At 58.2% G+C, this 15892-nt stretch carries 14 protein-coding genes and 5 pseudogenes; 11 read left to right on the top strand and 8 right to left on the bottom strand.

Annotated features, from left to right (window positions below; genetic code table 11):
* Positions 1-8: 8 nt before the first annotated feature.
* The gene (cysG, locus tag ACK83U_RS20330; protein ID WP_412475023.1) at positions 9-1472 is read left to right on the top strand and encodes a siroheme synthase CysG; all 1464 of its coding nucleotides are present in this window, start codon (positions 9-11) and stop codon (positions 1470-1472) included.
* Here cysG and ACK83U_RS20335 read toward each other — a convergent pair.
* The 3 genes and pseudogenes from ACK83U_RS20335 to ACK83U_RS20345 all read right to left on the bottom strand — a co-directional run.
* Positions 1460-1942: pseudogene (locus ACK83U_RS20335) on the bottom strand (CBS domain-containing protein); the annotation flags it as partial. The gene cysG and the pseudogene ACK83U_RS20335 overlap by 13 nt on opposite strands.
* Positions 1933-2331 (bottom strand): annotated as a pseudogene (locus ACK83U_RS20340) (IS6 family transposase); the annotation flags it as partial. The pseudogenes ACK83U_RS20340 and ACK83U_RS20335, both read right to left, overlap by 10 nt.
* A 103-nt stretch (positions 2332-2434) precedes the next feature.
* Complete coding sequence (locus tag ACK83U_RS20345; protein WP_112339730.1) at positions 2435-2638, bottom strand: hypothetical protein; 204 nt, start codon at positions 2636-2638, stop codon at positions 2435-2437.
* A gap of 254 nt (positions 2639-2892) precedes the next feature.
* Here ACK83U_RS20345 and ACK83U_RS20350 point away from each other — a divergent pair, with 254 nt between their 5' ends.
* The 9 genes and pseudogenes from ACK83U_RS20350 to ACK83U_RS20390 all read left to right on the top strand — a co-directional run bounded on the left by ACK83U_RS20350 (position 2893) and on the right by ACK83U_RS20390 (position 9941).
* The gene (locus tag ACK83U_RS20350; protein WP_412474979.1) at positions 2893-4677 is read left to right on the top strand and encodes a thiamine pyrophosphate-requiring protein; all 1785 of its coding nucleotides are present in this window, start codon (positions 2893-2895) and stop codon (positions 4675-4677) included.
* 195 nt (positions 4678-4872) lie between these two features.
* On the top strand, positions 4873-5946 hold the full coding sequence (locus ACK83U_RS20355) for a DNA topoisomerase IB (protein WP_112611634.1): 1074 nt from the start codon (positions 4873-4875) through the stop codon (positions 5944-5946).
* Positions 5947-6023: 77 nt separating this feature from the next.
* Positions 6024-6881, top strand: coding sequence for an SDR family oxidoreductase (locus tag ACK83U_RS20360; RefSeq protein ID WP_112611632.1), 858 nt, complete (start codon positions 6024-6026; stop codon positions 6879-6881).
* A gap of 49 nt (positions 6882-6930) precedes the next feature.
* Positions 6931-7173, top strand: a complete 243-nt coding sequence (locus ACK83U_RS20365) for a hypothetical protein (protein ID WP_015340473.1) — start codon at positions 6931-6933, stop codon at positions 7171-7173.
* A 12-nt stretch (positions 7174-7185) separates the two neighbouring features.
* Entirely contained in the window at positions 7186-7368 is a 183-nt protein-coding gene (locus ACK83U_RS20370; protein ID WP_112611630.1) for a hypothetical protein, read from the top strand.
* Between the two features lie 10 nt (positions 7369-7378).
* The gene (locus ACK83U_RS20375; RefSeq protein ID WP_112611628.1) at positions 7379-7576 is read left to right on the top strand and encodes a hypothetical protein; all 198 of its coding nucleotides are present in this window, start codon (positions 7379-7381) and stop codon (positions 7574-7576) included.
* 69 nt (positions 7577-7645) lie between these two features.
* Positions 7646-7942: pseudogene (locus tag ACK83U_RS20380) on the top strand (metal-dependent phosphohydrolase); the annotation flags it as partial.
* Between the two features lie 86 nt (positions 7943-8028).
* On the top strand, positions 8029-9054 hold the full coding sequence (locus ACK83U_RS20385; protein ID WP_112611646.1) for an IS110 family transposase: 1026 nt from the start codon (positions 8029-8031) through the stop codon (positions 9052-9054).
* Between the two features lie 325 nt (positions 9055-9379).
* Positions 9380-9941: pseudogene (locus tag ACK83U_RS20390) on the top strand (transposase).
* 164 nt (positions 9942-10105) lie between these two features.
* Here the strand turns inward: ACK83U_RS20390 and ACK83U_RS20395 are convergent.
* Together ACK83U_RS20395 and ACK83U_RS20400 are read right to left on the bottom strand one after the other, a co-directional pair.
* The gene (locus ACK83U_RS20395; protein ID WP_112610389.1) at positions 10106-10549 is read right to left on the bottom strand and encodes a host attachment protein; all 444 of its coding nucleotides are present in this window, start codon (positions 10547-10549) and stop codon (positions 10106-10108) included.
* 124 nt (positions 10550-10673) lie between these two features.
* Positions 10674-11396 (bottom strand): Bax inhibitor-1/YccA family protein, encoded by a 723-nt coding sequence (locus ACK83U_RS20400; protein WP_112610387.1) that lies wholly within the window; start codon positions 11394-11396, stop codon positions 10674-10676.
* 195 nt (positions 11397-11591) lie between these two features.
* Between ACK83U_RS20400 and ftsH the strand changes: the two are divergent.
* Positions 11592-13440, top strand: a pseudogene (ftsH, locus tag ACK83U_RS20405) (ATP-dependent zinc metalloprotease FtsH).
* Positions 13441-13492: 52 nt separating this feature from the next.
* Here ftsH and arcC read toward each other — a convergent pair.
* From arcC to ACK83U_RS20420, 3 genes are all read right to left on the bottom strand, one after another.
* Positions 13493-14413 carry a carbamate kinase gene (gene arcC, locus ACK83U_RS20410; protein ID WP_412474980.1) on the bottom strand — a complete coding sequence of 307 codons (921 nt, stop codon included), beginning with the start codon at positions 14411-14413 and terminating at the stop codon, positions 13493-13495.
* A 1-nt stretch (position 14414) separates the two neighbouring features.
* Entirely contained in the window at positions 14415-14948 is a 534-nt protein-coding gene (locus ACK83U_RS20415) for a hypothetical protein (protein WP_412474981.1), read from the bottom strand.
* Positions 14949-15037: 89 nt separating this feature from the next.
* On the bottom strand, positions 15038-15556 hold the full coding sequence (locus tag ACK83U_RS20420) for a GNAT family N-acetyltransferase (RefSeq protein ID WP_112611565.1): 519 nt from the start codon (positions 15554-15556) through the stop codon (positions 15038-15040).
* Positions 15557-15892 lie beyond the last annotated feature (336 nt).

Here is a 15892-nt window from a genome sequence, read left to right on the forward strand (position 1 = left end):
TCGCCTCACTGCCAGTGTTCTTCGACCTCAAAGGGAAATCCGTACTGGTCGCCGGCGGCAGTGACGGAGCGGCGTGGAAGGCCGAGCTTTTGGCCGCAGCGGGTGCTGAAGTCCATGTCTACTGTCCCATGGACGAGCTTTCCGAGGCTTTTCGGGAGATACTCGATCACTTTGTCCATCACGATACATTTTGGCGGGCGGCATATTTCAAGAGCTTTGCTTTGGCGATAGGCGACTGCAAAACAGAAGAGGAGGCGCGCTGCTTTCACGATCACGCTGTAGCTGCCGGCGTTCCCGTCAACGTCATCGACAAGCCGACATTCTGTCAGTTCAAGTTCGGCTCGATCGTTAACCGCTCGCCCGTGGTGATTGGCATCTCGACCGACGGTGCCGCTCCTATCCTCGGCCAGGCTATCCGCCGGCGCATCGAAACGCTCCTCCCGCAGTCGCTTAAAGCCTGGGCTCAGCTTGCGCAGGCTGTCCGCGCCCATGTGACGGACGCCCTCACGTCAGTTCAACGACGCAATTTCTGGGAACGTTTCGTCGATCGCGCCTTCGCCGGCGAGGAGCCCGACGCAGATGCAGTGCCGGCCCTGATCACAGAGGCCGACCGAATTCGTAGTAATGCTAACCCTGTCGGCCACGTGACGCTCGTAGGCGCCGGGCCAGGCGACGCCGAACTGTTGACTCTGAAGGCCGTGCGCGCCCTGCAAGCCGCAGACGTGATCCTGTTCGACGATCTTGTTTCCGGGGAGGTGTTGGAACTTGCCCGCCGCGAGGCCAAGCGCATGCTGGTAGGCAAACGCGGCGGTCGCGAAAGCTGCAGGCAGGAGGATATCAACGCGACGATGTTGGCCTTTGCAAAGGCCGGCAAACGCGTCGTTCGTCTCAAGTCAGGCGACCCGATGATCTTCGGCCGTGCCGGCGAAGAGATTGCCCATCTCGATAGAGAGAACATCCCCGTCGACGTTATCCCCGGCATCACCGCAGCAAGCGCCATGGCCTCATGCCTCGGCATATCGCTGACGCACCGCGATCACGCCCAGTCCGTGCGCTTCATCACTGGCCACTCCCGCCATGGCGGACTGCCAGCTGATGTCGACTGGGCATCCGTCGCCGATCCGCATACGACAACCGTGTTCTACATGGGCGGCCGGACGGCCTCGCTCATCGCCGATCGGCTAATTGCCGGGGGTCTTCAGCCGTCCACCCCTGTCGTCATCATGAGCGACGTCAGCCGCGCCACACAACGGCAATGGCACGGCAGCCTCATGAATCTTGCAGTGGGCATGAAGGAGGTCGGTTACGAAAATCCTGTCCTGATCGCAGTGGGTAACGCTGTTTCGGCCCGCCAAAACACGACCGCAAATGCCTACGGCCTTGCGGAAAACCCCACGGGAGCTATAGGTGCGATCTCTCCGAAAAATTCGCGTCTGCTCAACAATCGTTGGTCAGTGACCGCTTTCGGATGAGCTCCAAAATAAGGACGCCGCTCGAGTTCGGCAGATTTCAAGGAACTCCTGAGCCGCAACAAGTCCTTACGCGCGATTAGGCCAACAAGTTTGCCGGTCGATCGATCTATGATAGGGATTCGGCCGGTGTCTGCGGCAAGCATGAGATCGGCAATGAATCCAACGGTGTCGTCGGGATGACCGACGGGGAGCGAACCGTCAGAAATGTTTTCCTTAAGACTTTGGCCGGCAAGATCTTCGTCACCCTGCCAACGCAGCACGTCGGCACGAGAGACCACGCCTGCAAGCAGGCCACTATCTTCGACGACCGGATAGACGCGATGGCTTTTTTGTTGAGATGAAAAGAAGCTACAGGCCTCTCCGAGGCTTATGTTTGCAGACAAAGTGTCAACTTGCCGGATCATAATTTCGGATGCACGTGTCAGTTCAAAGGGATCAATGCCGTATTCGCGGGTGATATGCTGCCATCGATGACGATGCGCTCCGGCCGGCCGTGCCGGGCGAAAGCCTTTCTGAAGAAACGGTTGGCGGCGGTAAGATCACGATGCTCGCTGAGCCGAAACTCGATCGTGTCGCCGTTGCTGTCGATGGCGCGATAGAGATACGTCCATCGGCCGCGAACCTTGATATAGGTCTCGTCGGCGTGCCGCTTGCCAGTGACGGCGCGCTTGCGCCGATTGAACCGATCCGCCAACGGGGGCGCAAAGTGGACGACCCAGCGATGGATCGTCGAATGATCGATGCTGATGCCGCGTTCGGCCATTATTTCCTTCAGGTCGCGCAGGCTCAGGCCATAGCTCAGATACCAGCGCACGCACAGCGAGATCACCGACTGCTCGAAATGCGGACCTTTGAACATTGCCAATCTCCGCGACTTCCGGAGATCAATGCCATGTCAGCTTGTGCTTCTGGCGAAGGCTGCTCCGGGAGCTGTGTGATCGAACACGCATCCTGAACAGATCCTAATCATCACCCTTCTGCTTCAGCGCGTCGGAAACTCGACGCTTGCGGGGATGATCGATGTTTTCGCCATGTGCGTCCCGGGCCTTCTCTCCACCGTCCTTTGCCGGCAGGTAGCCGGTGGGCTTCGATCCGCTGGGTCCTTCCCATCTCGGCGACTGATCGGTCGTTCCTGGGGCACCATCCTGGGGTTGCTGATGTTTCATTCTCGGCCTCCGTGGAGTGTCTGATATTTCGCCGCGATGTCGCGTCCGCCATGGAACCGCGGACGAAGCCTATTGTTCCGAATCTGCTCCTGCCGCAGCCGTCTGACCCTTCATATCGCCAGCTTCTGTCGCATCGACCGCTGGAAGTGCGCTCGGCTGACGGTGCCTGCCCGGATCGGGAACATAAGCACATCTCACTTGTTGGGCCGGGGGATTTCTCAGCACTACCGATGCGCAGCAAGCGGAGATGGATCATGGCAAAGACGGTTGGCGATTTTATTGTCGAGCGGCTGTACGACGGGGGTGTGCGGCGGATGTTCGGCTATCCTGGCGATGGCATCAACGGCCTCTTCGGAGCCTTGAACCGGACTGGTGGAAAAATAGAATTCATCCAGGCTCGCCACGAGGAAATGGCTGCATTCATGGCCTCTGCCTACGCCAAATTCTCGGGCGAGCTTGGCGTGTGCATTGCGACATCGGGGCCGGGTGCCACGCATTTGGTCACCGGGCTCTATGATGCGCGGCTGGACCACCAACCGGTGCTGGCGCTGGTCGGCCAGCAAGCGCGTCGGGCGCTCGGCGGTCATTATCAGCAGGAAGTCGATCTCCCGTCGCTTTTCAAGGATGTCGCAGGCGATTTCGTCCATCAGGCGTCGGCGCCCTCGCAGGTGCGCCATCTGGTCGATCGGGCCGCCCGCATCGCTCTGGCGAACAAGACGGTCACCGCGATCATCCTGCCAAACGACTTGCAGGAGATGCCTTATGAGACGCCGCCCCGCAAACATGGCTCCGTCATGTCGGGCGTCGGTTATGTGGCACCGAGGACAGTGCCGCACGAGATCGATCTGAAGCGCGCTGCCTCGGTGCTGAATGCGGGCAAGAAGGTTGCGATGCTGGTCGGTGCCGGTGCGCTCGGCGCAACCGAAGAGGTGATCGCGGTCGCCGACCGACTGGGAGCAGGGGCAGCAAAAGCCCTGCTCGGCAAGGCCGCTTTACCGGACGATTTGACCTGGGTAACCGGCTCCATCGGCCTTCTGGGTACCGAACCATCCTGGGACCTGATGCGAGATTGCGATACGCTACTGGTTGTCGGATCCGGCTTTCCCTATTCGGAATTCCTGCCCGAAGAGGGTGACGCGAAAGGGGTCCAGATCGATATCCGGCCCGACATGTTATCCTTGCGTTATCCGATGGAGGTCAACCTTGCCGGCGATGCCCGGGAAACCTTGCAGGCGCTCCTGCCGCTTCTCAAGCAAAAGGATGATCTCTCCTGGCGCAAGCAGATCGAGGCGAGGGTCGGCGAATGGTGGCGAACGCTGGAAACAAGGGCGCATGCCGAAGCCAATCCCGTCAACCCGCAGCGCGTCACCTGGGAGCTTTCCCCGCGTCTGCCCGACGGCGTCATCGTGACAAGCGATTCCGGCTCATGCGCCAACTGGTATGCACGCGATCTGCGCATGCGGCGTGGCATGATGGCATCGCTGTCAGGTGGTCTCGCATCAATGGGAGCGGCGGTGCCCTACGCGATCGCCGCGAAAGTCGCGCATCCCGATCGGCCGGTCGTTGCACTGGTTGGTGACGGCGCCATGCAGATGAACAACATGGCCGAACTAATTACCGTCGCCAAGTATTGGCGCAATTGGTCCGATCCCCGCATGGTCGTCTGTGTCTTCAACAATGAGGACCTCAACCAGGTGACTTGGGAGCAGCGTGTCATGGAAGGCGATCCTAAATTCGATGCGTCGCAACGCATTCCCGATGTTCCCTATCATCGCTTTGCCGAAATGATCGGCTTGCGGGGCATCTTCGTCGATCGGCCAGAGACGCTTGGCGCGGCCTGGGACGAGGCACTTGCTGCCCAGCAGCCCGTGGTCCTCGAAGTCAAGACCGATCCGGAAGTGCCGCCGATACCGCCGCACATCACCTTCGAGCAGATGCGCAACTTGAGCGCCGCCCTATTGAAAGGAGACCCCGAGGAAAGCGGCGTGGTCAAGGGTACCTTGAAACAGGCGCTGAGTGCCGTCTTTGGTCGCCGCTAGAGAACCGGGATAACTTCGAGTCAGAAATCGGCATACTTGTTTCCAGCCAAAGGAGTGGCTGCCGCGGCGCAAAGATCCGCGGCAGGCGGGCATCCGGAACGAGAGCTTCAGCCGCGCCGAGCGGGCTCCGTTGCTGCAAAATATCACCTGCATCAATGCGATGGAACCGGCAGGCTAAAACCGAGTTATGCGGACATGAACCAGATGCTCCCCAAAGTCGGCGTTGCCGCGGCTGCCGCAGAGGCCAAGCTTACCTCCGGATTGATCTACATTCCCAGCCTCAATGTTGGAATTACCCGAAAGCAGGGAAAGAACGGTTTCCTCTACTACTCGCCCACGGGAAAGCGGATCACGGAACCTTCGGAGATCAATCGCCTGAATGCATTGGCAATTCCTCCAGCCTATACGAACGTGGTGATCTCCACCAATCCTCTTTCACACCTTCAGGCCATTGGAACGGACGCGCGTGGCCGCAAACAATACCGCTATCACCCCGATTGGCAGTCAGAACGGGAGCGCACGAAGTTCGATCGCCTCGTCGATTTCGCGGCGCGCTTGCCGGACATTCGCCAACGGGTCGATCGGGATCTGCGCTCGCGAGGTCTGACCATGGAAAAGGCATTGGCGACAGTCGTCTGGATGCTGGACAATCTCTACATTCGCGTGGGTAACGCAGCCTATGCGGAAATGAACCGATCCTACGGCTTGACCACGCTCAGGAACCGGCACGTGCAGGTCGAGGGTGGAAGTGTCAAGTTTCGTTTCACTGGCAAATCCGGCAAGGAATGGAACCTCGTGCACTATGACCGCCGCATCGCCAATATCGTGCGCCGCCTGCAGGAATTGCCGGGACAGCAACTGTTCAAATATGTCTGTGATGATAGCGGATGCCGTCAGATATCATCGGAGGATGTAAATGCTTACATCCGGGAAACGGCCGGAGGCGATTTCAGCTCGCGTCAGTTCAGGACCTGGGGCGCGACCTGCATGGCAGTGTCTGCGCTGGCTCCGCTTAAGGTCGAGAAAACCGAGCGGGCTATCGCCCGCCAAATCAACAGCGTGATCGACCCAATAGCATCACGGCTCGTGAACACCCGCTCAGTTTGCAAGTCCTCTTACATCCACCCGGCGGTTTTCGAGGATTTCCGGGCAGGAGTGCTTGCCGATGTCCTCAAGACCCGGACGAGAAGCAACCGGCTTCTGGAATGGATGGAATTGGAGGAAATTCGCGTTCAGCGCTGGCTCAAGAGGCGCGCTCAGAAGCAGTAATCTTCTGAGTAAATTCAGGGAACCATAGTCTCCAAAGATGGTTCGAGATGAAGATTTCATCAGGACAGGAGAACGTCATGGTTATGCATCCGAAGCCTCCATTTCCAGCGCAGCAACAGGCGATGCCGGGCTATACAGCCGCCATGCGGCCGGTGCCGGATCATGGCGAGGAGAGCTATCGCGGATCCGGCAAGCTCGCGGGCAAAAAGGCGATTATCACGGGCGGTGACAGCGGTATCGGCCGCGCCGTCGCCATCGCGTTTGCGCGGGAGGGCGCCGACGTCTTGATTTCCTTTTTGAAGGAAGAAGTGGATGCCCAGGAAACCAAACGCTGGATAGAAGACGCTGGGCGAAAGGCAGTCCTCGTCCCCGGAGATATTCAGGATTCGCAGCATTGCCGGATGATCGTCGAAAAAGCGGTGGCGGAGCTTGGCGGAATCGACATCCTCGTCAACAATGCTGCGCACCAGGCGAGTTTTCATGAGATTGGCGATATCACCGATCAGGAATGGGAGACGACATTCAAGGTCAACATCCATGCCATGTTCTATCTGACCAAGGCGGCGGTCCCTCACATGAAGCCGGGGAGTGCCATCATCAATACGGCTTCGATCAATTCCGATACTCCGAACCCGACCCTTCTTGCCTATGCAACGACGAAAGGCGCTATTCAGAACTTCACGGCCGGCCTGGCGCAGCTGCTCGCCGACAAGGGAATCCGTGCCAATGCCGTTGCTCCCGGACCGATCTGGACGCCGTTGATCCCATCCACGATGCCGGCGGAGGCCGTCGAGAATTTCGGTAAGCAAGTGCCCATGAAGCGTCCCGGTCAGCCGGTCGAGCTTGCAACCACCTATGTCATGCTCGCCGATCCGCTCTCCAGCTATGTTTCCGGCGCCACCATCGCGGTCACGGGCGGCAAGCCGATCCTATAGCGGCTGACCGAATATAGACGGCGGTCGCCCTCGTTTCGGAACATTCGGAATGGCAAACGGTTTGAATATTTATCCGGCATTTCAGTCCGGGACGTCGCGCCATTTGGCGCGATCGCAATGCTCGCAAGAAGGCAAAATGGAACGCAACCCGCAAGCACGTCACCGCATGATGATTTTCGTAGCGGCAATCTTCATTATTGCTTGCTGCATCGCAGTCTATTTTGCCTTCGAGTTTCATCCAGGCGAACCCGCTTTGCCGGCTACGGGCGTTGTGTCGACTAGCGGCCAATGACAGGAGCAAGCCATGAACAGCAAATTGCCACCAGTTCCCGCAGACAATCGAAGCTATAAGGGTGTTGGAGACCATTCCAGGCCCGCCGTTGCCGATCCGCACAAACCTGATGTCGCACGCGATCCCGATAAAATGGGCCAGCAAGGCAACAGCAGGATCAACACCAGCCATCAAGGTCATCAACAGGATCGATAAGGAGGAGCCAATGTCCACGTCGACCAAGACTCCCGCCAGCATTCGCCAAGGCGGCCCGGGCGCGTCCCACGAAAATGCCAAGGCGCCTCTGAACATTCCCAAGCCAGCCGCCGACCCCGATCAGCGCGACCGCAGCAAGGTTTCCGGCGGTGGCGGCGAACCCGATCGCCATCACAGCCACGACCCCAAGCGAAAAGGCGGGCATTAGCGGGAAGGTGCTGTGCATTGACGGCCAAAATGAAAGCGATCCTGGCATTATCGGCGCGTTTTCAACGCGATGGGAGAAATCGTGAAACCGCTTGATAGGGCCATACGCATTGCGGTTGCCGCACATGAAGGCCAGACCGACAAAACGGGCAGCCCTTATTTCGAGCACTGCGAACGGGTCGAGAGGCTCATTTCAGATGAAGACGGCAAGGTCGTCGCTTATCTCCATGACGTCGTCGAGAAAGGTGCCGGCTGGAGCATCGAGAGGTTGAGAAAGGAAGGTTTTTCATCCTCGGTGCTGTCGGCCGTCGACGCATTGACGATGCGGCGGGACGAGCCGGAGACCGCCTTTATAGACCGGCTGGCCATGGCTTTGATGATGTAGACGCCCGCGACGATCGCAGTGTGTGGCAAGGTGAGTTTGTTTGAAGCCACCATTGGAGGATGGGCATCATGATTGAAGTTCGTACGATTGGTCTGGATCTGGCCAAGACGGTATTTCAGGTCCATGGCGCGGATGCATCTGGGGTAACTGTGCTTCGCAAGCAGTTGCGGCGCGGACAGGTTTTGAAATTCTTTGGTGGCCTGCCACGGTGCCTGGTTGCGATGGAAACCTGCGGAAGTTCTCATTTCTGGGCTCGCGAGATCGGCCGTCTGGGACACGAGGTCCGGATGATCCCTCCGGCTTACGTGAAGCCGTTTGTGAAGCGTCAAAAGAACGACATGGCCGATGCCGAGGCGATCTGCGAGGCAGCGCAACGACCAACGATGCGCTTTGTTGCCGTGAAGAGCGAAGAGACACAAGGAGCAGCAGTGGTATTACGCACCCGCGATCTGCTGATTCGGCAACGAACGCAGACCATCAATGCGCTGCGTGGCCATCTGGCAGAATTCGGCGAGGTGGCACCGCAGGGCTTGGGCTACGGTCCGAAACTGTTCGCGATGGTCGAGGATCCGCAAACAGCGCTTCCGGAAACGGCACGGACTGCTCTGCGGTTTCTGACGGCGACCTTGTCGCAATTGAATGACCAGATCCGGGCGCTGGATGCGCAGATCGTGCGCCGGGCCCGTGAAGATGAGACAGTGCGTCGGTTGATGACAATTCCCGGAATTGGGCCGCTGATTGCCAGCGCACTGGTGGCGCTTGCACCATCGCCGGAAACTTTCAAACGTGGACGGGACTTTGCCGCATGGCTTGGGCTCGTGCCGCGACAACATTCGACAGGCGGCAAGCAACGTCTCGGCTCCACGACGAAGATGGGGGAACGATCTCTGCGGCGGCTCCTGATCATGGGAGCCAATAGCGAGGTCGTGTGGCGCGCCCGCAAGGGAGCAGCGCCTGGATCATGGCTGGCCAGGATACTGGCGCGCAAACCACCGATGCTGGTGAGAGTGGCGCTTGCCAATAAGATGGCGCGCATCGTCTGGGCGATCATGTCCAGGGGAGGAATATACAGAGCTCCGGTTGCTGCGGCTTAACGCCAACGTAACCGAGGGGGACGTCGCGGCGAGAGAGGTCATTGGAAGTATGGCGCAACGGTCGTGAGACGGGATCAGGAAAACCAGTGCGCACCAAAGTGTCTCAAGAGCACGCGGCGTTGATTTGGACCTGACCTGCGAACACCATACGGGCCAGCGGCATATGAGAAAGCCGCACAACAGGCCGGACACATGTCAGCACCGACAACGCGCAAATGCCGACCCAAAGATTCCTCTTGCCAACCGGGTGTCTACACATGGTGCGCGGTTCGTTAATGGCGTTGTCGTACGTGGTCGGCAATCGCAATAACCGGTCTTCGTCACGATGCCTTTCAAGTACAATGCTTCCCGCCGCCATCGCATTGGCAAGATGAAGTTCAAGGTCACGAACTGGGCGGAATATGAGGCAGGTCTTCGTCGATGCGGTAGTCTGACCCTGTGGATCACGGCGGAGGCCCTGTGGCCCTGTCGTCCTGGCAGGCGCCGAAGCGCACGACGCGCGGTGGCCAGTTCGCGGCCGATGGCGCCTATGACGGCAATCCGACCTATGACGCCGTCACCAGGCACAGTGCCGGTGCTGTCGTGGTCATTCCGCCACGCGCCAATGCGGTGGAACGGCCGGACGCCGATCCTTCGAGCCAGCGAGACCGACACATTGCGGCGAGCAACACCGATGGCCGGTTGAAGTGGCAAGCCGCTACGGGATATGGCAAGCGATCGCTGGTCGAGACTGCGATCGGTCGCTACAAGTCGATCATCGGACACCGGCTGCGGGCGCCTCATTCGGAGCGCAGCGGACGGAAGTCGCCATCGGCTGCTCGGTCCTCAATAGAATGCTGGCATGCGCACGCCCGAAATCCGTCCGCTGCAAGACTGCAACGCCGTAGCAACAGCATCAAAGACGGAATTCCGTTCTTTCAACGAACCGCGCACCAAAGCCGTGCTGATACGCATTGTCCTGGATCAACGTCACGATTCTATCCGCATAGAACGTTGTGACGATGTTCCGCAATGGTCGTTCCAGCTTGAAGATTGTCGCCATCTTGGAGGGTCAACCTTTCAACTTTCGTTCAATTTCCGGAATCGGTAGCATGGTGAAATCCTTTGCTATCTCGCCTTTGACAACGGGGTGCACGATCGGCGTCAAGTGCTCCCGAAGGATGCCCAGGATTTTCGGCGGAGCGACGATCGTCAAGTGCTTGATGGTGCGATCGCGGACGAGTTGATCAAGCCTGCGGGCAACATCGCTGATAAATGCTTCTTCACTCTGCCACTTTAGATCGACGGGCTCGACTGTGCTGCGAGACTGCCCTTGCGATTGATAAACCCGACCGGGCCGATCCGAGGCGATTGCCTGGAGGACCGCCTTTTCGCCGTAGATCTCAACTGGAATCAGATTGATGAGTTCGGCATCGCCGTCATTGCGTAGAAATAGCGCCTTGACGCCGTCACAAACCAGTACCCAGCTGTTTCGTGGAATTCTGAGCTTATCCATCTTGAACTCCTGACTTCCGATATTGAACATGGACTGGAATGATCATCGCGCACCTCCCCGTGTGCTGTGATGCGATGTGTCTGCCGTCGATCGAGTGATGGCCATCGCGCGCTGCTTGCATGATTCATCTGCGCCTATCGCCGCCGAGTTGGAGGATCAGGGCGAAAAGGTTAATGAAATCAAGGTAAAGCGTCAGGGCACCCATGAGCGCCATCTTTGCGGCTGGCTCCGACGGAAAGCATGCATAATAGATCTGCTTAAGGCGCTGGGTGTCGTAGGCCGTCAACCCGATGAAGAGAATGGCGGCGACTGTCGAGACGGCGATCTGCAGGACAGTCGACGCCAGCAGAATATTTGCGGCGCTAACGACAATGGTCGCAAGCAGCCCCATTATTAAAAAGGAACCAAAGCGCGAGAGATCGGCTTTTGTGGCATAGCCGTAAAGGCTCGTGGCACTGAAGATCGCCGCGCTCACAAAAAACGTCAGCACGATGCTTTCGTTGGTATAGATCAGAAAGATACCAGCGAGCGACAGCCCCATCAGGCAAGCATAGATCCAGAAGAGTGCCATGACTGCAGCGAGCGGCATCTTCTCCAGGCGGATTGTCAGAAACAGCAGTGCAACCAACGGAGCGAAAATTACCAGCCAGATGAACCCAGTGCCGGCGATTTCTTGATAGAAGCCAGTCTTGATCGCCAGATAAGCGGTAAGACCACTCAAGCACAACGCTGCGGCCATGTATCCATAGACTTGCAGCAGAAATTGCTGCAGCCCGAGATCGATACTGTCATGTGCGGACCCGTCGTGGCGAGGTGAAGTTGCTGGGATAAAGCGATCTTGGGCCATGGTCATCTCGTGAAATGCGTTTTTGCGAAGGGATCATGGCGCTCAGTAAACTGATGGCTGAGAAGGCCGCACGCCATGGAAAACCGTCTTGAGAACTACCACCAAGTGGCAAGCCGGTCTTTGACCAGCGTCAAAGACGTGGCCGCGGCGCCATGAAACCAATGAGGTATTGGTACGCTATTCCCGGAGGCACCCATGGACCGGAAACATACCTTCAATATCGGTTATTTTCTGGTGGCGTTCCTGCTGCTCGGCCTTTTCCAGATATGGTTTGCCTATCGTGACACGATGGAGATATCCTACAGCGACCTGATGCGCATGGTGGCCGACGGCAAGGTTCAGTCGGTAACGCTGACCGAGACGATGGTCCAAGGCGTCTTTAAGGTTCCCCAAGATGGCAAAACGCTCTTTATATCCAACCGCGTGGACCCGGCCGCCGCTGCCACCTTCGAAAAGGCGGGGGTCCAGGTCTCCGGTGGCACCGACAGCAATTGGTTGACCGCCATCCTCTCGTGGATCCTGCCGACACTCTTCTTTCTCGGCGTTTGGGTGTTTTTCTTTCGAGGAATGATCGATCGACAAGGGGTGGGTGGCCTCATCAACATCGGAAAATCAAAGGCGAAGGTCTATCTGGAGCGCAAGACCGGTGTCACGTTCGATGACGTGGCAGGCGCGGACGAGGCCAAGGCTGAACTTCAGGAAATTGTTTCATTTCTGAAGGAGCAGGATAATTACGGCCGGCTTGGTGCGCGGATTCCCAAAGGTGTGCTATTGGTCGGCCCACCCGGAACAGGCAAGACGCTTCTGGCGCGTGCCATTGCCGGTGAAGCGAATGTGCCGTTCTTTTCCATCTCCGGCGCTGAATTCGTCGAGATGTTTGTCGGCGTCGGCGCCGCACGTGTCCGCGATCTGTTCGAACAGGCACGCAAGGCCGCGCCTTGCATAATCTTCATTGATGAACTGGATGCTCTCGGTCGGGCTCGCAGTCCGCTTGCAGGTTACGGCGGCGGCGATGAGAAGGAGCAGACGCTCAATCAACTGCTATCGGAACTTGACGGTTTCGATCCACGTGTCGGCATCGTGCTGCTCGCTGCAACCAACCGCCCCGAAGTTCTCGATGCAGCTTTGCTCAGGGCGGGCCGGTTCGACCGCCAGATCGTCATTGATCGTCCCGACCGGAAAGGTCGCGCCGACATTCTCAAGGTGCACATCAAGAAGATCGCGGTTGCCGCCGACTTCGACATAAATGACGTTGCCGCCCTTACACCGGGCTTTACCGGAGCCGATCTTGCCAACCTCGTCAATGAAGCTGCAATCATCGCCACCAGGCGTCACGGCGATACAGTCACCACCAACGACTTTGTGCAGGCAACGGAGCGTGTCATTGCGGGGTCGGAGCGCCGGAGCCGGCTGCTCAATGCGAGCGAGAGGGAGCGCGTTGCCTACCACGCGCTGGGCCACGCGCTGGTTGCGACGTCACTTACCAAGACGGATCCCGTTCAAAAGGTTTCGATCATTCCACGCTCGATCGGTGCGCTCGGATATACGTTGCAGAGGCCGACGGAGGAGCTTTCTCATCACGTCGAGTGAATTGAAGGAACGCATGATCGCCTTGCTGGCTGGTCGGGCGGCAGAGGAGGTGGTCTTTGGAGAGGTATCCACCGGTGCCGCCGACGATCTGGCCAAGGCCACGGATATCGCGCGTGAGGCCATCACTCGATTTGGGATGAATGCCTCGGTCGGCCAGTCGGTCCTTGAGCCCCAAAGAGCACAGTGGCTCAACGACAATCAGCTCGGCGTCCGTCCGCGCGACTATTCCGAGGCAACCGCTCGGGAAGTCGATCTGGCGATAAGGGGGATGATCGACGAAGCGTACCAAATGGCGAAGGAGATGCTTGCGGCCCACATCGAAGATCTGAAAGCCGGTGCAAGCCTTCTGCTTGAACGAGAGACCATCACGCCTACAGATTTCGCGCCGCTTCAGCGCCAGAACAAGTTACCGGACACGTATATCTCGCCTCGTGCTGCCACTAGAGCGATTTGAGATTGATCCGGCTCCGCAATCCTTGACACTATGGCCAGGCCGGAGAACGCTCTCAAGCTTTTGCCGACAGACGTGGGTCGAGCAGTGTTCCTTTCTCGCCGCGGGCGATGGCGCCCGCATCCTCCAACCTGCCGATGCCGGCCGGTCTATCCATTTCTTTTGCGAACTGGATCGCGGCGGCGACCTTCGGCGCCATCGAGCCTGGTGGGAACCTCACGTCAGATAACCTCTCCGGAGCAATTCGACCCAAGCTTTGAGCCTTTGATGTCCCGTAGTCCAGATAGACCGCATCGACATCTGTCAGAAGCAGCAACATGTCGGCATTCAGCTGCCTCGCCAGCAGCGCACTGGCGGCATCCTTGTCGATCACGGCTTCTATCCCGGTAAGTCTGCCATCAGCCTGCTCAATCACGGGGATGCCTCCGCCGCCGGTGCAAATGACGGTGACGCCGTGATCGACCAGCAAGGCGATGGTTTTTGCCTCGACGATTGCCAAGGGTTTTGGCGAGGCGACGACGCGCCGCCAGCTTTCGCCGTCGGGCGCAATTCTCCAACCGCGCTCCCTGGCGAGCCGTCGCGCGGTCACTGCATCGTAAACCGGCCCGATGAACTTGGTCGGATGTGAAAAGGCGGGATCGGCCGCCTCCACCCGTGCCATGGTCAGCAAGGTTGCAATTGGATTGTTCTCCAGGAGATTTCCGAGCTCCTGTTCGATCATGTAGCCGATCATCCCCTCTGTTTCGGCGCCCAGAATATCCAAGGGAAAACCATTGCCGTTGGAGGCTTCTGCCTGCAGAGCAAGGAGCCCGACCTGGGGACCGTTGCCATGAGTGATGACCAAAGAGTGACCGGCATGGATGAGGTCAGCCAAGGCGGCAGCAGCGACCCGGATATTGGCCCGCTGGTGTTCAGCCGTCATCGCCTCGCCGCGGCGTAGAAGTGCGTTCCCGCCGAGCGCAGCGACGATCAGCATGTCAGCCTCCAATCGTCGCGACGAGTAAGGCCTTGATCGTATGCATGCGATTTTCGGCCTGATCGAAAACAATTGAGGCATGAGACTCGAAAACCTCGTCCGTCACCTCCATGCAATCAATGCCATATTCCTTAGCGATGCGGGCGCCAACTCCCGTCTCGGTGTCGTGAAATGCTGGAAGACAATGCATGAACTTCGCATAGGGATTTTCTGTCGCCTCGATCACCTGGGCGGTAACCCGGAAGGGGGAAAGAAGCCCGATGCGCTCCGCCCAAGCCGATTCGCTCTCGCCCATCGAAAGCCAGACGTCCGTGTAGACAAAATCGGCCCCCAGCACCCCCGAGCCGACATGTTCCATCAAAGCGAACTTGCCGCCGCTCTTCCATGCTTCCGATTTCGCATGATCGACAAACGCTTGGTCCGGCCACAGGGCTGTCGGCGAGATGAGGCGAAAATCGATCCCGACCTTGGCGGCGCCGAGCGCCAGCGACATCGCTACATTGTCGCGCCCGTCGCCAAGGAAGGCCACGACCATGTCCGACAGATGCTAGTTACCCAAGACCATCCCGATCAACACGATATTCACGAGATTTCAACGAAGGTGCGAAAAATGGCCGGCAATCGTCATTGTTGGAAATCCCGTCGCAACACAATGATCCTGGGGTCATCGGGATCGCTGTGGGCGTAAAAGGCCATGTCGCGTTCGAGCTCTATTGCTTCATGGTTGTCACGGCTTTCGATGGATTCGATGCTCTTGAAATTGTGTCGTTCTGCATAGCGGCAAATATGGGCGAGCATTTCCCAACTGATGCCCTGATGTTTGTAGTCCTCACGAATGGTGAGCGCGACCTCTCCGCGTTGAGGATCCTTGCCGACCGCCAACATTGCCACTGCCAGCAACGTCTGATCAGATGAAAGGGCAAGGAAATTGACGCGCTTGGGATCGTCGGCGCTTGTCATTTCGACGAGCCTTTCATGAGAAACGGATTTCATTCCGGACAAGAAACGGAATCTGACATCAGCGGGTGTCACATGCTTGAAAAAATCGGCGACAATTGCCTCATCCTTCGGGACCGCGCGCCGAACGTGGAAGTGAAATCCGGTATGGGTGATCAGATCGGCATCCGTATCTTTGATATCCATCGTGCTTCTCCTTTAGGTTCACGGAACAATTGCTCGCCTCGGTCCCGATGCTAGGGTGATGCACTTGTTCCAACAATGCGGATCGGTTGACTTTGACCCAACTCAAGGAGCACTCATTTCTGGAGCGAAGGATTCAGCTTGATCGCCAGCGGTTTGACGACAGCGCGGATGATGCTGAACCCGAGGGCGCAGCTTAAGAGAATTCCGCACTATCTGGGCGTTATCAACCGTGCGGCGTCGGTTTGATTCCCGTCAAAGACCGAGTGTGCGAGCCTTCGCTGATTGAGCGGCACGGCAGTGGTCGCGGGAACCGGTGGGTTATGGACACACATCCTC

Source organism: Rhizobium sp. WW22 (assembly GCF_047041135.1).
In the GTDB taxonomy this organism is placed as follows: domain Bacteria; phylum Pseudomonadota; class Alphaproteobacteria; order Rhizobiales; family Rhizobiaceae; genus Rhizobium.

Bases quoted from the DNA above. Each gene is read 5' to 3' on its own strand.
- ACK83U_RS20385 (WP_112611646.1), top strand. From the start codon at position 8,029: ATGATTGAAGTTCGTACGATTGGTCTGGATCTGGCCAAGACGGTATTT.
- ACK83U_RS20360 (WP_112611632.1), top strand. From the start codon at position 6,024: ATGGTTATGCATCCGAAGCCTCCATTTCCAGCGCAGCAACAGGCGATG.
- ACK83U_RS20370 (WP_112611630.1), top strand. From the start codon at position 7,186: ATGAACAGCAAATTGCCACCAGTTCCCGCAGACAATCGAAGCTATAAG.
- ACK83U_RS20395 (WP_112610389.1), bottom strand. From the start codon at position 10,549: ATGGATAAGCTCAGAATTCCACGAAACAGCTGGGTACTGGTTTGTGAC.
- ACK83U_RS20420 (WP_112611565.1), bottom strand. From the start codon at position 15,556: ATGGATATCAAAGATACGGATGCCGATCTGATCACCCATACCGGATTT.
- ACK83U_RS20375 (WP_112611628.1), top strand. From the start codon at position 7,379: ATGTCCACGTCGACCAAGACTCCCGCCAGCATTCGCCAAGGCGGCCCG.
- ACK83U_RS20415 (WP_412474981.1), bottom strand. From the start codon at position 14,948: ATGGTCGTGGCCTTCCTTGGCGACGGGCGCGACAATGTAGCGATGTCG.
- ACK83U_RS20400 (WP_112610387.1), bottom strand. From the start codon at position 11,396: ATGGCCCAAGATCGCTTTATCCCAGCAACTTCACCTCGCCACGACGGG.
- ACK83U_RS20345 (WP_112339730.1), bottom strand. From the start codon at position 2,638: ATGAAACATCAGCAACCCCAGGATGGTGCCCCAGGAACGACCGATCAG.
- arcC (WP_412474980.1), bottom strand. From the start codon at position 14,413: ATGCTGATCGTCGCTGCGCTCGGCGGGAACGCACTTCTACGCCGCGGC.
- ACK83U_RS20355 (WP_112611634.1), top strand. From the start codon at position 4,873: ATGAACCAGATGCTCCCCAAAGTCGGCGTTGCCGCGGCTGCCGCAGAG.
- ACK83U_RS20350 (WP_412474979.1), top strand. From the start codon at position 2,893: ATGGCAAAGACGGTTGGCGATTTTATTGTCGAGCGGCTGTACGACGGG.
- ACK83U_RS20365 (WP_015340473.1), top strand. From the start codon at position 6,931: ATGGCAAACGGTTTGAATATTTATCCGGCATTTCAGTCCGGGACGTCG.